The following is a 15,307-nucleotide window of genomic DNA, read 5'->3' as shown; positions in this document are numbered from 1 at the left end:
TTTCTTAGAATTTAAATTTGGGAAAATTTTTAAACATGAAAAAAATAATCTCAATTTTAATCTTTCTTTTTACATTGATCTGCCATGCTCAACATGAACCAAAGTTCGAAAATGATACCTTAACGACTTCAACAGGATTTAAAGTCTATGAAGGGCTTAGTATAAAAATAGGAACAGGCTCAATGAATGACGGGGATTTTAAGTTTATCAGGACAAACGCATCGTCACTTTTCAATTATTATTCAACAACGGGATATCAGGGATTGGCAAATCAGGCGAATTCATTTCGAAGAAGCAATTCAGGTCTTACTTTTAAAGTTAAAAAAATAATGACCAGAGGAAATAAGAAGAACGGATATGTATATTATGCGAAAATCGGTCAAAGTTTAATTAACTATGAAATGGATGTTGAAAATGCAATAAAATCGGGTGAAATTGTTGTTCCCGAAGAATTTTTACCTAAAACAAAAAATCAGATTCAGGAAATTATAAAAGAATCAAAATACGATAAACTTAAAAAAATTAAAGAGCTGAAAGATTCAGGAGTTCTTTCCGAAGAAGAATTTCAAAAGGAAAAAGAAAGAATCATGAGCGAAAACTGATTTAGAAATCAATTATTCAAATAACAAAAACGGTCTGAAAATCTCAGACCATTTTTTATGCTTGTTGCTTTTCTGCCTTAATAAATTCCGCCAGATTTTTAATCGCCGTATCATGAATTCTCACAAAAGTATTCTTCTTGTTCCAGACATAACCCGCCAAAACTGCACAGATTTTTCTTTTTACATCAGGATTTTCCGGCTGGTGAAAAAATAATTCCTGAAGATTTCCGGTGTACCATTCTTTTACATAGGTTGTGAAAACATCAACTCCGTATAAAATATAGTCTGCAAATTCCTTTTGCCAGTCTACTTGTTCGCCGTTCAGTTGTCTTAAGGCTAATTTTGCAGCGGTCATTCCGCCTTCTGTGGCAAAAGCCATTCCTGAAGAGAAAACCGGATCTAAGAATTCCGAAGCATTTCCTGTAAGCGCAAAACCGTCACCGTACAATTTTTTTACCGAGCACGAATAATCTTTCAGATGTTGAGGTTCAAAAAGAAAATCTACATCACCGAAACGTTTTACATAATAATCCGAAAGGGAAATTGCTTTTCTCAGAGCTTCCGTTGTATCGCCGTTTTCAGAGAGTTTATCAATAAAATCAGTTGGTCCTACAATCCCTACGCTCGTGTTTCCGTTGGAGAACGGAATTACCCAAAGCCATACTTCCGTTTTGATAATATCAAAAGAAATCAGAGTTCCTTCCGTTCCTTCTTCCCGGTTAATGTCTTTTACGTGAGAAAAAATAGCAGAATGAGGAGAAAGCTTTGAAGGTTTTTCTAAATCCAAAAGTCTCGGTAAAACCCTTCCGTAACCGCTGGAATCGATCACAAATTTGGCATGAATTTCTTTTATTTCGCCGTTCTTATTTTTTACAGTCGTTACAGAATCTGTTCCGTTGAACTCAATGCCGATCACTTCCGTTTCAAATTCAAGGTCAATTCCTTTATTAATGACTTCCTGAGCCAAAACATTATCAAAATCAGCTCTCGGAACCTGCCACGTCCAGTCCCATCCTTCCCCGAATTTATTACTGAAATCAAAAATGCAGACTTCGTTGCCTCTTAAAAAACGTGCTCCCAGTTTCTTCTCAAAGCCCATTTTATCAAGAGCAGGGAAAAGTCCGGCTTCATCAAAATGATCCATCACACGCGGAATCAGGCTTTCTCCAACCACCAGTCTTGGAAATTTTGTTTTTTCAACAACTTTCACGTTGACGCTGTTCTTCTTTAAATATGAAGAAGATACGCAACCGGACGGTCCGGCACCGATTACAAGAACGTCAACAAATTCTTTACTCATCTTTGATTTTTTATTTTAATAATAACTTCTATCTTTGCCGCAAAATTAATGACAATTAATTAATAATTACAAAATTATCTATTTATTACTTTTTAATTAATGAAAATAAATAACTTTTTAGAACTGAGCGACTTTAAGAAAGTCATCATCAACAATGAGAAAATAGAACTGGATGATACACTTCTTGCCAGAGTGGATGAGAGTTTTCAGTTTTTAAAAGAATTTTCAAAAAATAAAGTAATATATGGTGTGAACACGGGTTTCGGACCGATGGCACAGTTCAAGATAAGCGATGAAGATACCCACCAGCTTCAGTATAACTTAATCAGAAGCCATTCTTCGGGGATCGGAAATCCGCTTCCGGCAGACGAAGCAAAAGCCTGTATGTTGGCAAGACTGAATACCTTATCATTAGGGAAATCGGGCGTTCATCATTCTGTAGTAAATTTACTTAAAGAATTAATAAACAGAGATATTACGCCGCTTATTTTTGAACACGGAGGCGTTGGAGCAAGCGGAGATCTGGTCCAGTTGGCGCATCTTGCGTTGGTATTAATCGGGGAAGGAGAAGTTTTCTACAAAGGAGAAAGAAAATCAACGAAAGAAGTTTTTGAAATTGAAAACTTACAGCCGATTCAGGTAGAAATCCGTGAAGGTTTGGCTTTAATGAACGGAACTTCCGTGATGTCCGGAATTGGAGTGGTTAATGCGCATAAAGCGAATCAGTTAACTGATATTTCAATCAAATTATCTTGTGCGATCAACGAAATTGTTCAGGCGTACGACGATCATTTATCTGAAGTGCTGAACGGAACCAAACTTCACGAAGGACAGCAGAAAATTGCACAAAAAATGCGTGCTCATTTGTCCGACAGTAAATTAATCAGAAAAAGAGCAGATCATTTATATACTCACTTTGAAGAGCAGGAAAAGGTTTTCAAAGAAAAAGTTCAGGAATATTATTCTTTACGATGTGTTCCTCAGATTTTGGGACCTGTTTTAGATACGTTGGAATATACGGAAAAAGTATTGGAAAACGAGATCAATTCGGCGAACGATAATCCGATCATTAATGTTGAAGATCAGCACGTTTACCACGGCGGGAATTTCCACGGCGATTACATTTCCCTTGAAATGGACAAGCTGAAAATTGTGGTCACCAAATTAACAATGTTGGCAGAAAGACAATTGAATTATTTACTGAATTCTAAAATCAACGAAATTTTGCCTCCGTTTGTTAATTTAGGTAAATTAGGATTCAATTTCGGAATGCAGGGTGTTCAGTTTACAGCTACTTCTACGACGGCAGAAAGCCAGATGTTATCAAACCCGATGTATGTTCACAGTATTCCTAATAATAATGATAATCAGGATATTGTAAGCATGGGAACCAATGCAGCGGTAATTTGCAGAAAAGTAATCGAAAATGCATTCGAGGTATTGACGATTGAAGCCATTACCATTGTTCAGGCAATAGAATATCTTGGTTTTCAGGATAAAATTTCATCGGCAACCAAAGAATTGTATGATGAAATAAGAAAAATAATTCCTGCGTTTTCTGATGATATGGTGATGTATCCTTATCTGGAAGAAGTGAAGAAATATTTAAAGGCAATGTAATTTTTTAAGGAAATTAATTGTCCTATCTTAAGGAAGAAAATATATATAAAAAACTAAAACTACATAAGCAACACATGAAATGTGCAATCGTCACAGGAGGCTCAAGAGGAATCGGAAGTGCCATCTGTATAAAACTGGCTGAAGAAAAAAACTATCATATCTTAATCAACTACACTTCAAACGAAGCGGCAGCTAAAGAAACGCTGGCTAAAGTGGAAGAACTGGGATCTACCGGAGAAATTTTGAAATTTGACGTAGGAAATGCCGAAGAAACCCAAAAAGTTTTAACGGAATGGCAGGAAAATAATTCTAAATCCGTTGTTGAGGTGATCGTAAACAACGCCGGAATTACAAGAGACGGATTGTTCATGTGGATGCCAAGCGAAGACTGGAACGCGGTGATTAACACCAGTTTAAACGGCTTTTTCAACGTAACGAATTTCTTTATTCAGAAACTGTTACGCAATAAATACGGCAGAATCATCAATATGGTTTCTGTTTCCGGAGTGAAAGGAACGGCAGGACAGACCAATTATTCTGCGGCGAAAGGAGCTTTGGTAGGAGCTACAAAAGCGCTTGCTCAGGAAGTGGCGAAAAGAAACATCACCGTAAATGCGGTTGCGCCGGGATTCATAAAAACAGACATGACGCAGGAATTTAATGAAGACGAATTAAAAGCAATGATTCCTGCAAACCGATTCGGGGAAGCAGAAGAAGTGGCAGATTTAGTCGCATTTTTAGCGTCTAAAAAGTCATCGTACATAACAGGCGAAGTCATCAATATTAACGGAGGAATCTACTCATAAAATCAGGTGGCAGATAAAAGGAAGCAATTGTGAGCTGCAACCTAAAACCTAAAACCTAAAACCTTGAACATTACATGGAAAATAGGGTTGTCATTACCGGAATGGGAATTTATTCCTGCATCGGAACTTCTTTGGAAGAAGTGAAAGAATCTTTATTTCAGGGAAAATCCGGAATTCATTTAGTAGACGAAAGAAAAGAATTTGGTTTCAGATCGGGATTAACGGGCGTGGTTCCGAAGCCTGATCTCAAAAATCTTCTCAGCCGCAGACAGCGCGTAAGCATGGGCGAAGAAAGCGAATATGCCTACATCGCAACGCTTGATGCTTTACAACAGGCAAATATAGATCAGGATTTTTTAGACAATAACGAAGTCGGAATTTTATACGGAAACGACAGTGTTTCCAAGGCGGTGGTAGAATCTATTGACATTGCAAGAGAGAAAAAAGATACAACGTTAATGGGTTCAGGAGCTATCTTTAAATCCATGAACTCTACGGTTACCATGAACCTTTCAACCATTTTTAAACTGAGAGGGATCAATTTAACCATTAGTGCAGCCTGTGCAAGCGGATCTCATTCTTTGGGATTGGCTTATATGATGATTAAAAACGGTTTTCAGGAGATGATCATTTGCGGAGGAGCACAGGAAACCAATAAATATTCGATGGCGAGCTTTGACGGATTGGGCGTTTTTTCAGTACGCGAAAATGAGCCCACAAAAGCATCAAGACCTTTTGATAAAGACAGAGACGGATTAATTCCGAGTGGAGGAGCAGCAACTTTAATTGTTGAAAGTTTAGAATCTGCCCAAAAAAGAGGAGCCAATATCATCGCGGAAATTGTCGGGTATGGATTTTCTTCCAACGGAGGACACATTTCCACTCCAAATGTAGACGGACCTGCTTTAGCAATGGATCGTGCTTTGAAACAATCCGGATTATCGGCAAAAGATATCGATTATATTAATGCTCATGCGACGTCAACGCCAATTGGTGACGCCAATGAAGCGAAAGCCATTTACGAAATTTTCGGAAGCGAAGTTCCGGTAAGTTCAACAAAATCAATGACCGGTCACGAATGCTGGATGGCAGGTGCGAGCGAAGTTATTTATTCTATTCTGATGATGCAGAACGATTTTGTAGCCCCGAATATCAATCTGGAAAACCCTGATGATGAGGCGAAAAGGATAAATTTGGTTGCTGAAACAAAAAGTCAAAAAATTGATGTATTTTTGTCGAATTCTTTCGGATTTGGGGGAACCAACTCCGCATTAATTGTTAAAAAATTTAATTAAAAACATGGAAAGGGAAAAAATTGTTGCTGTTGCCAACGACTTTTTAATCAACGAATTTGAAGTAGACGGCGATGAAATAAGCAATGATGCAAACTTTAAAAAAACGCTGGGTTTAGACAGCTTAGATTATATTGATCTTGTGGTAGTTATCGAATCTAATTTCGGAGTGAAATTAGGCGAAGCAGACTTCAAAAACATCGTTACTTTTAACGATTTTTATACCGTGATCGAAAACAAGATTACTGAAAAAAGCCTATAATTGATTTAGCTTCTTTGTGTTAAGAACAAAAAATATGAACAAATGGAAAGGTAAATCTAAAGGGACGATTCTGGGCTATAAAATTTTCGTCTGGTGCATTAGAAATATCGGGATCAGAAGTTCATATGTGGTACTTTACTTTGTTGCGTTCTATTATTTTTTGTTCGAAAAAAACAGCAACAAGTACTACCGTTATTATTTTTCAGAAAGACTGAAGTATGGCTTCTGGGAAACAAAAATTTCTTTATTCAAAAGCTATTTCACTTTCGGAACCGTGCTTATTGATAAAACTGCTATTTCAGCAGGATTGCGCGATAAATATACCTACGAATTTGATGGCATCGAAAACCTCAGAAATCTTTTAGCCGAAAAAAAAGGAGGAGTTCTCATCAGTGCGCACATCGGGAATTTTGAAATTGCCGAACATTTCTTTGCCGATATCGATTTCGACTGTCAGATCAATTTAGTGACAACAGATCAGGAAGTTACAGTCATCAAAGAATACCTTGAAAGTGTTTCTGTAAAAGCAAGCAGCATTAAATTTATCTACGTGAAAGAAGATATGTCCCATATTTTCGACATCAATGAAGCCTTGTCTAAAAACGAGCTCATTTGCTTTACCGGAGACCGTTATTTTGAAGGTTCTAAATTTTTAGAGGGCGAATTGCTGGGTAAAACAGCGAAATTTCCGGCAGGACCTTTTCTCATTGCTTCCAGATTGGGCGTTCCCGTTGTATATGTGTATGTGATGAAAGAAAAAAATCTGCATTACCACTTATACGCAAGAGTTGCCCAAAACGTCAAAAAACGCGATGCACAGGGACTTTTGAATTCCTATACCCAAAATCTCGAATCCATGATCCGAAAATATCCGCTTCAATGGTTCAATTATTTTGATTTTTGGGACGATATTAATTAAATTTCCTACATTTACCTTCAGAAAACTAATATTTAACTCAAACATTAAATGATTTAGAGATTTAAAATAAAGTCCTGAGTTTCCTTTTATCTTTCTTGAGTGTTAACGCCTTTGCCTCAATTTTATGATTGATTCATTGGATTCGGCGAAACTTCGTTTTGCGAACTTAAAAACAGGAAGCGATTAAGAAAAATCTTTGTGGACTTTGCGTTTTAAAATTCAAAATCATAAAAGACACTTTCCTCCTTGAAAAAAGAATTTGACATACTCGTCATCGGTAGCGGATTGGGCGGTCTTGTTTCTGCGCTTGTTCTGGCGAAGGAAGGTTTGAAGGTATGCGTTCTCGAGAAAAACAATCAGTACGGCGGAAATTTACAGACCTTTTCTCGCGACAAACTCATTTTCGATACCGGAGTTCATTATCTCGGCGGACTTTCCAAAGGGCAGAACCTTCATCTGTATTTTTCCTATCTGGGAATTATGGACGAACTTCAGCTTCATAAAATGGATGAGAACGGCTACGACAAAATCACTTTCGGAAATGATGAAACCGAATATCCTCACGCACAAGGCTACAGAAATTTTGTTGAACAGTTATCAAAATACTTTCCCGAAGAAAAAGACAATTTAGAAAACTATTGTGAAGAAATTCAGAGAGTTTGCAGCCAGTTTCCCAGATACAATCTGGTGGGAAAAGACAATTACAATGAAGAAATTCTTCACTTAAATACCAAAAGATTTATTGAATCTTTAACCTCGAATAAAAAGCTGCAGTCCGTTTTATTGGGCTCTAATTTTTTATATGCAGGAGATTCTGAAAACGTTCCGTTTTACGTTCATGCACTTACCGTAAATTCCTATATCCAAAGTGCTTACAAATGCATAAAAGGAGGAAGCCAGATTTCAAAACTGCTGATTCGCAGACTTCGTGAATACGGAGCAGAAGTACACAAACACGCTGAAGTTTCCGAATTTATTTTTAATGAAAACAATATTTTATCCGGAGTAAAAACTTCAGGAGGAAAAGAATATTTTGCAAAAAAATTCATCTCAAACATTGAAATTCGCACAACCCTGAAACTTCTTGGTGAAGAAAGGCTTAAAAAATCATTTGTCAACAGAATTATAAGCTGGGAACCGGTTCCGTCATGTTTCAGTGTTTATCTCGTGATGAAACCGCAATCTTTTCACAATTTTAATTATAATATTTACCATTTTGCCAATGAGGAAATGGTCTGGAATGCCCATCGTTATCAAAAAGAGAAATGGCCTGAAACGTATATGCTTTCTTCAACAGAGTCAAAACATAATCCCGGTTTCGCAGAAAGTCTTACCGCTATTTCCTACATGGATTTTCAGGAAGTGGAAGCGTGGAAGGAAACCTTTAACACCGTTGCAGACGAAAACGAAAGAGGAGCATTGTATGAAAAATTCAAGCTGGAAAAAGCTGAAAAAATGATCGATGCTTTAGAAAAGAAATTCCCCGATCTAAGAAAATCGGTTAAGCGTTTTTATACGTCTTCACCGCTGTCTTATCGCGACTATATCGGAAGTTTTAACGGAAATATGTACGGCTACATGAAAAGTTCCGAAAATCCTCTGAAAACAATGGTTTCTCCACGCACGAAAATCGACAATCTTTTTCTTACAGGGCAGTCTGTCAATATGCACGGAATTTTGGGCTGTACGATCGGCGCATTCAATACCTGCGCAGAAATTCTCGGAAAAGAGCTGATTGATGAAAGATTAACACAACTGATTAATAAAAATAAAGGTGAAAAATAAAGGTAAGACTAATGTGCAGTCTGTCATTCTGAACGAAACGAAGTGGAATGAAGAATCTAAACGTAAAAAAATAGATTTCTCCTTTCGTCGAAATGACAAAACTCTAATCTTAATTTTTCTCAGTCTAAACCTTATCCTTTTCCTCAACTCTTGCGGAATAAGAAAATCCATCAAACATATTCCCGATATAAAACAATATTCGCTTGATATTCCAAAGGTTAACAAAATAAACGATTCCACTTTTAGTTTTAATCAGAATTATTTAACAAAAAATAAGCAGCAGATCTGGGAATTGTATATTCAGGGAAATCCTCTGCAATTAGGTTATAATAATGGAGCTTTAACCCAGAATCTGATGCAGAAACAGGAAGAAATTTTCTTTTCCAAAATTGAAGGATTTGTCCCGTCGAAGTTTAAACAAAACTTACTGCGAGGTTTCCTGAAATGGTACAACCGGAAAATGTATCTGAATGTAAGGGAAGATTTTCAGGCGGAAATCTACGGAATGTCTCAATATTCTTCCGACAAATACAATTTCATTGCGCCAAAGTTTCTGCGAAGTATGTATTTGCACGGAGCTCACGACATTGGTCATGCCATGCAGGATTTAATGATGGTAGGCTGTACTTCTCTTGCGGTCTGGAATGAAAATACGGAGGGCGGAGATTTATTGATCGGAAGAAATTTCGACTTTTACGTGGGAGATGATTTTGCTAAAAATAAGATCATAGAATTTGTACAGCCAGAAGAAGGAATTCCTTATCTTTCTGTGACATGGGCGGGAATGATCGGCGTAGTTTCAGGGATGAACAAAGAAGGAATTACGGTTACAATAAACGCCGGAAAATCTAAAATTCCACTAACGGCAAAAACTCCGATTTCTCTGGTAACAAGGGAAATTTTACAATATGCCAGAACCATTGATGAAGCAATTGCCATTGCAAAAAAGAGAAAAGTTTTCGTTTCGGAATCTATTCTGGTCGGAAGTGCAAATGATAAAAATGCAGTGATTATTGAAGTTTCACCCGATAATTTTGGAGTTTACAAGGTGGAAAATACAAGCCGTATTTTCTGTACCAATCATTTCCAGTCGGAGGCTTATAAAAATGATAAAAGGAATCTAAAACATATTGCGGAAAGCCATTCAGAATACCGCTACGAAAAGCTGCAGGAACTTTTAGCGGAAAATAAAAAGCTCAATCCCGAAAAAATGGCTGCGATTTTGAGAGACAAATCCGGTTTGAAAGGAGAGAAGATCGGGTTTGGAAACGAAAAAGCCATCAATCAGCTTATTGCGCATCATGCTGTAATTTTTTCACCCCAGAAAAAATTAGTCTGGGTTTCTGCAAATCCTTATCAGTTGGGAGAATTTGTCTGTTATGATCTGAATGAAATTTTTTCGGATAAAAGATTAAAAAGCGGTGCGTTTGCAAAATCTGAACTGAATATTGCAAAAGATCCTTTCCTCGACTCTCCGGAATTTAAAAATTACGAACAGTACAAAATGATGAGTGAAGAAGTGGAAAAGGGAATTGAAGGAAATGTTTTGCTTACCGACGTTTTTCTGTCCCGTTATCAGTCTTTAAATCCGGATTTCTGGCTTGTTTATTATCATGTCGGAAAATATTATTATAGTCAGAAAGAATATGCAAAAGCAAAAACAGAATTCGAAAAAGCTTTAACCAAAGAAATTACCACGGTTCCGGATAGAGAAAATGTGGAGAAATATCTAAGAAAGACAGTGAAAAAACTGAAATAAAGAGTTTAATCTGTATCAGGACTTACTTTATTCAGGAAAAGAAAAGTCGCAACACCTAAAATTGCAGAGGCAGAAGTCGCCAGAATAAAACTTCCGATAACGTACTGCAACAGATTATTTTTTACCAGATCGAAATTTAATTCCTGACTGAAAATGTTGCTGTCTCCATGTACAAAAGGAGAACCCAAAAACAGGGATGCCGCAATAATAAACGGTATAAAAGGAGGTAAACTTACATTGGATGCAAAAAAGGCAAGTACTTTATTTAGTTTGAATAATACAGCCAGAGAAATTACAATCAGCGTATGAAATCCCCAGAACGGAGAAAAGCCCACAAAAACGCCCAGAGCAATCGAAAAAGTTTTAATTCTGTTGCTTCCGTCACTCTCCAGAACATCTTCTTTTATGAATCTTTTAATGCTTTTTTTTTTGAAATTATTCACGAAGTTTCGCGGAATAATATAAAGCAAAGTAATGGTAACCAGAATAGTATTCAGAATACTAATCCTCGTAAAATCTTTAAAAGGTCTGAAATGAGAAACTCTTTCCGCGGGATCGTAAAGAACCTTCACCGGAACATTTTTAACCGGAACGTGTCTCCACGCTGTTCTCACAATGATTTCAATTTCAAATTCAAACTTTGGCGTAAAATATTTCTTGGGAATTTTGTGTAAAGGATATAATCGATAACCAGATTGGGTGTCTTCAAGCTTGATTCCGGTTTCAAACCAAAACCAGAAATTAGAGAAACGGTTTCCGAAACTGCTTTTCTTCGGAATTCCGTTCTGAGACATATTTCGGTTCCCAATCAATAAAACATCTTCCTTTTCATTCAGCAAAGCCTCCACAAAAACAGGAATATCATCCGGATAATGCTGTCCGTCGGAATCAATCGTAATGGCGTAATGATAACCGAGTTCTTTAGCCTTTCTAAAGCCAATTTTTAAACCATTTCCTTTTCCTTTATTCTCCGGTAAATCAATAACTTCGATGTGAGAATAGCTTCTTAAAATCTCTTTCGTAGCATCCGTAGAACCGTCATTTACAACAATAATGTCTTCCGTGTAATCCAGAACACCGTCGATAACTCTTTTCAGAGTTTTTTCATTGTTATAAGTAGGAATTAAAACACAAATTTTCTTTTCAGAGATTGCATTTCGTGCTTCGGAAAGGTTCATGTAAATGTTTGGTTAATAGTGTTTTATTTAAAATTTAACTTTTCAGTCTCCGTCATGGTTTTAGACTGTGCTGCAAATTTTTTAATATAACTTTTTAAAGCAGAATTCTGTTTGCTGTAATTATTGATGAGAAATACCTTATCATCTTTAAGGCTTCCTCTGTATCCGACGATTTTCGGAATGTTTTCCTGAACACTCATGCGGATCAGTCTTAATTCTGCATTATTCGGATTGCTTTTAATAACCGCTTCAAGATTGGTTGCTCCCGATTTTACCAAAGCTTTCCTGTTATTTTTGGAAATTTTTGCCTCCATAATCTGCGCCGCCGCTTTATATCCCTGAATTGCTGCATCCGATCCCGAAGTTTTTTCGGCTAAACTGATGAACGCTTCTGTATTGGCATTAGAGCTGCTTGCTTTGGCGTAGCTTTCTCTCAGAGATTCAAGACCCGACTGGAGGAAGAAAAGCATAAAAGCGGTGATAAGTGAAAATAATACTTTCATTATGTCAATTTTTGATAATTTACCGACATTTTTAATGCAATAGTCTCGCCAAAAGAAGTCGTGTTCTTTACCTTTACATCTCCTTCATTTTCAGTAATATCAAGCTGGATTTTAAGATCAGGCGTTTCAAAAGGATTGATGATCGCCATAAACTTTACATTCGATGCCGTTTTTAAGAATAATGAAGATCCTGTGAATTCTTCCGTAAGTTCCTTCACGATCTGCATCATACAAACTCCCGGTGTTACAGGATTTCCCGGAAAATGTCCCTTAAAAATATCGTGATCTTTATTCAGGGAAATCTGAGCGGTGAAACTTCCGTTTTCCGTTTTTTCGTAGGATTGTAACGTATAAAAGTCTGTAAGTATTGTCTGCATGATGTATTCTGTTTCAGTTGTTTGAAATCTTTTTCTGAATTTTAAGATTTCAAAAAATTTAATATTTAAACCTTCGCGAAGATATGTTTTTTTGAAAGGAAAAGAAAATGGTTTTGGTCATCAACATCAATTCTATTTCTTAAAATGGAACGTGTAATAACCGCCAATCTGAAAAACCATATTGGAATTGGAAAACAGGAAGGAGGAATTTTCGTGACCCAGCATTGATGCAAAACCTTTTTTAATTCTTACTTCAACCCCCAGATTTTTAAAAATATCATAACCAAGCCCCCCCGAAAAACCCAGATCGAGTCCTGAATTGTTTTCGCCGACAGCCAAATCCAGAAACGGACCGGCAAAAACACTGAAATTTTTGATATAAATTTTGTTTGTAAGCTGTACTCCGATAAAATTGTAATGCAGTCTTTTTTCCGGAAGAACTCCGTTTTCTGTAGTGTACTGTAAATTGGTTCCCTGTCTGGAATAGTTAACTTCCGGTTGCAAAGCATAACGTTCTGTAAATCTAATGTTTCCCTGTAATCCAATATAAAAATCGGTTACCGTTTTCAGGCTTGTATGAATTACTTTTTCCGGATTTTCATCTTCATGGAGATAAAAGGTTTCATTGCTTCGGTTCGTAAGATTGGCAAAATTTATTCCCGCTCTTATTCCGGGATTGAAAGTAACCTGAGCTGATAAAAATCCGGAGATCAGAATCAGCAAGGCAAAAATCTTTGTTTTCATATAAGGTTATTGGTTTTCGGTGATCTGGAATAGTTTTATATTGATTTTAAAATCTTTATGTTGTAAATTAAGACTGTCTGCAAACGTATTTTTCTTTGCATCAAATGTAAAATCGATCTTTTCCTTTTTGTTTTTCGTGTAAACGATTTGTTTTAACAGATTATTTTCTTTGTTGAAGAACAAATAATACTCCTTCTTATCCATTTTAGAAAGGTAAATCTTAGAATTTTCGTTTTCAAAACTTTCTGTTACCGGATATTTCTGCTTCAGAAGCTGCTGAAAATCATTCCTTAAAAAATTAATTACGATTTTCTTATCCAGATCCGGAAGAACATAATTAAGCTTAAAATCATTCTCAGAAATCTCAAAATCAATCAGTTTATTCCCAAAATCAGAAGTCAGAACCACACGATGGGTCGTTTCGCTGATTTTTTTGATAATTAAAATTCCACTCACATGATTTTTATAAATATCCATCTGACATTTATACACATAATCTTCATTGGACGAAAAATATAAATTTTCCACCGTTTTTTCAGAAGACGGAATCGGTTTTGCGTCAGTAAGCCTGTATGTTTTGCACGAAGCAAACAGAATGAAAATCAGACTATAAGCTAAATTCCGAAGCTGCAACAGGCGCATTGATCTTGGTGTTTTTGAAAACAATATTCGTGGTGTCTCCCGAAGCTTCCGTCATATTAACCTGTGAAACCGTAGATTGATTTTTCGGAAAATGCAGCTCGATCTGCTTGATGTATTTTAAAAGCTGAGCCGATTTCGGAGTAAATTTGGCGATATTCGAAGTCGCGTTCTTCAGATAAGAAACAGAGAATTCCGGATCGTTGAACATCTGTCCGTTTGAACTTCCTACAATAAGTTTGTTGATTTTTTCAAACGTTTTGCTTTTTGCATCCACCGAAGATTTTTTACCCTGATCATTAATCAATATTTTGTTGTCTTTAAAAACAATGCTGTATTGATAGGGTTTTGTGTATTTCCAACTCAGCATATTCGGTGTTTTCAGAGACATTCTTCCGTAGGTGACAATGTTCTTATCCAAAAAATCCATTTTTTTGGTTTGGATAAAATCTGCCTGTAATGTTTTTATTTCCTTGGTTTCTGATGAAACTTTGGTTACAAACGCTTTCGCTTCCGCTCCCGACATTGCCGTATTCTGTGCAAAGAAGAAGCCTGAAATTAGTAAAAATGCTCCGAGAGCTATATTTTTAATCATTGTTTAACGTCTTTAAATTTAACCACATGGATGACAAGGGTTTCACAAAGGGCACTATTAAAGAATATTTATTAATAATTCTTGTCTTCCTGGTGAAATCCTTGTGGACTTAGTGGTTTTCAAATTTATCAATTGTAAAAGTTGAATAATTTTTCTGTTTCAAAAATACTAATAAATCCTCCAAAACATTGTATGTTTTTTGTGAAGTGTCGTGAAGAAGTACAATGCTTCCTTTTTTTAAATTTTTCGTTACTTTCTGATAGATTTTTTTTTCATCTTCTGTAATCGTATCAAAAGAACGGACGTTCCATCCGATGCTTTTTTTGCCAGTTTTTTTGATGGCTTTTGCAATATTCGGATTGGTAACTCCGAAAGGCGGTCTGTACAAATTGGTTGTTAAATTTCCAATTTTAAGCATCACTTCATCACATTTCTCAATTTCCTCAACCATTTTTGAAGTCGATAAAAATCCGGTATTGTTAGAATGTGAAAGAGTATGATTTCCAACGGTATGACCTTCCGCAATGATCCGTTGAAAAGTTTCAGGATATTTTTCAATCTGTTTTCCGATGCAGAAAAAGGTTGCTTTTACGTCGTTTTCTTTTAAAAGATCTAAAAATTTTGGAGTAAACTCAGTCGGACCGTCATCAAAAGTCAGCGCTACTTCTCTGATTTTCGTTCTTTTATGGGTAATGCTGTTGACAAAATATCCCAGTTCAATATCGAAAGAACCCCAGATTACAAGCGCAGAAAACAGCAAAAAACAGAACAGATACACCCAAAAACTTCCGTGGAACGCATAAATGAAAACGTTGCAGAAAAGATAAAATGGGATAAATAAGTAATGTTTCATCTTTATTGTTTTTGAATTGTTGGTTTGAAATATTTACGATCTATATCTAGGCTGTCATTCTGATTGGAGCTAA

At 36.3% G+C, this 15,307-nt stretch carries 16 protein-coding genes; 8 read left to right on the top strand and 8 right to left on the bottom strand.

The genetic code is table 11. The features are described from left to right. Positions 1-35 precede the first annotated feature (35 nt). The gene (locus WFK35_RS02620; protein ID WP_214587534.1) at positions 36-602 is read left to right on the top strand and encodes an SHOCT domain-containing protein; all 567 of its coding nucleotides are present in this window, start codon (positions 36-38) and stop codon (positions 600-602) included. 55 nt (positions 603-657) lie between these two features. Here the strand turns inward: WFK35_RS02620 and WFK35_RS02615 are convergent, their stop codons facing one another. Then, the gene (locus tag WFK35_RS02615; protein WP_336731214.1) at positions 658-1,902 is read right to left on the bottom strand and encodes an NAD(P)/FAD-dependent oxidoreductase; all 1,245 of its coding nucleotides are present in this window, start codon (positions 1,900-1,902) and stop codon (positions 658-660) included. Between the two features lie 99 nt (positions 1,903-2,001). Here WFK35_RS02615 and WFK35_RS02610 point away from each other — a divergent pair, with 99 nt between their 5' ends. From WFK35_RS02610 to WFK35_RS02580, 7 genes are all read left to right on the top strand, one after another. After that, positions 2,002-3,522, top strand: a complete 1,521-nt coding sequence (locus WFK35_RS02610) for an HAL/PAL/TAL family ammonia-lyase (protein WP_336731213.1) — start codon at positions 2,002-2,004, stop codon at positions 3,520-3,522. Positions 3,523-3,596: 74 nt separating this feature from the next. After that, the gene (gene fabG, locus WFK35_RS02605) at positions 3,597-4,328 is read left to right on the top strand and encodes a 3-oxoacyl-ACP reductase FabG (protein ID WP_336731212.1); all 732 of its coding nucleotides are present in this window, start codon (positions 3,597-3,599) and stop codon (positions 4,326-4,328) included. Positions 4,329-4,402: 74 nt separating this feature from the next. Continuing rightward, positions 4,403-5,623: a beta-ketoacyl-[acyl-carrier-protein] synthase family protein gene (locus WFK35_RS02600; protein ID WP_336731211.1), complete on the top strand. Its 1,221-nt coding sequence runs from the start codon at positions 4,403-4,405 to the stop codon at positions 5,621-5,623. Between the two features lie 4 nt (positions 5,624-5,627). Then, positions 5,628-5,882: an acyl carrier protein gene (locus tag WFK35_RS02595; protein WP_336731210.1), complete on the top strand. Its 255-nt coding sequence runs from the start codon at positions 5,628-5,630 to the stop codon at positions 5,880-5,882. 34 nt (positions 5,883-5,916) lie between these two features. Next, positions 5,917-6,801: an LpxL/LpxP family acyltransferase gene (locus WFK35_RS02590; protein ID WP_336731209.1), complete on the top strand. Its 885-nt coding sequence runs from the start codon at positions 5,917-5,919 to the stop codon at positions 6,799-6,801. 246 nt (positions 6,802-7,047) lie between these two features. Further along, positions 7,048-8,586: a phytoene desaturase family protein gene (locus WFK35_RS02585; RefSeq protein WP_336731207.1), complete on the top strand. Its 1,539-nt coding sequence runs from the start codon at positions 7,048-7,050 to the stop codon at positions 8,584-8,586. A 106-nt stretch (positions 8,587-8,692) separates the two neighbouring features. After that, positions 8,693-10,345, top strand: coding sequence for a C45 family autoproteolytic acyltransferase/hydolase (locus WFK35_RS02580; RefSeq protein WP_336731227.1), 1,653 nt, complete (start codon positions 8,693-8,695; stop codon positions 10,343-10,345). A 5-nt stretch (positions 10,346-10,350) separates the two neighbouring features. Here the strand turns inward: WFK35_RS02580 and WFK35_RS02575 are convergent, their stop codons facing one another. The 7 genes from WFK35_RS02575 to WFK35_RS02545 all read right to left on the bottom strand — a co-directional run bounded on the left by WFK35_RS02575 (position 10,351) and on the right by WFK35_RS02545 (position 15,234). Further along, on the bottom strand, positions 10,351-11,523 hold the full coding sequence (locus WFK35_RS02575) for a DUF2062 domain-containing protein (protein ID WP_336731205.1): 1,173 nt from the start codon (positions 11,521-11,523) through the stop codon (positions 10,351-10,353). Positions 11,524-11,546: 23 nt separating this feature from the next. Beyond that, positions 11,547-12,026, bottom strand: coding sequence for a hypothetical protein (locus WFK35_RS02570; RefSeq protein WP_336731203.1), 480 nt, complete (start codon positions 12,024-12,026; stop codon positions 11,547-11,549). Continuing rightward, the gene (locus WFK35_RS02565) at positions 12,026-12,403 is read right to left on the bottom strand and encodes a 3-hydroxyacyl-ACP dehydratase (RefSeq protein ID WP_302716845.1); all 378 of its coding nucleotides are present in this window, start codon (positions 12,401-12,403) and stop codon (positions 12,026-12,028) included. Before WFK35_RS02565 ends, WFK35_RS02570 begins: the two co-directional genes overlap by 1 nt. Positions 12,404-12,535: 132 nt before the next feature. Continuing rightward, on the bottom strand, positions 12,536-13,147 hold the full coding sequence (locus tag WFK35_RS02560; RefSeq protein ID WP_336731202.1) for a porin family protein: 612 nt from the start codon (positions 13,145-13,147) through the stop codon (positions 12,536-12,538). A 6-nt stretch (positions 13,148-13,153) separates the two neighbouring features. Next, the gene (locus WFK35_RS02555; protein ID WP_336731201.1) at positions 13,154-13,789 is read right to left on the bottom strand and encodes a hypothetical protein; all 636 of its coding nucleotides are present in this window, start codon (positions 13,787-13,789) and stop codon (positions 13,154-13,156) included. Then, positions 13,755-14,381 carry a LolA family protein gene (locus tag WFK35_RS02550; RefSeq protein ID WP_336731200.1) on the bottom strand — a complete coding sequence of 209 codons (627 nt, stop codon included), beginning with the start codon at positions 14,379-14,381 and terminating at the stop codon, positions 13,755-13,757. The genes WFK35_RS02555 and WFK35_RS02550 overlap by 35 nt, the downstream gene beginning before the upstream one ends. Positions 14,382-14,490: 109 nt before the next feature. Beyond that, positions 14,491-15,234, bottom strand: coding sequence for a polysaccharide deacetylase family protein (locus tag WFK35_RS02545; protein WP_336731199.1), 744 nt, complete (start codon positions 15,232-15,234; stop codon positions 14,491-14,493). Positions 15,235-15,307 lie beyond the last annotated feature (73 nt).

Source organism: Chryseobacterium sp. VD8 (genome assembly GCF_037149975.1).
GTDB lineage: Bacteria > Bacteroidota > Bacteroidia > Flavobacteriales > Weeksellaceae > Chryseobacterium > Chryseobacterium indicum.
Note: the sequence above shows the minus strand (reverse complement) of the source record. Positions and strands in the feature narration are given on the sequence as shown.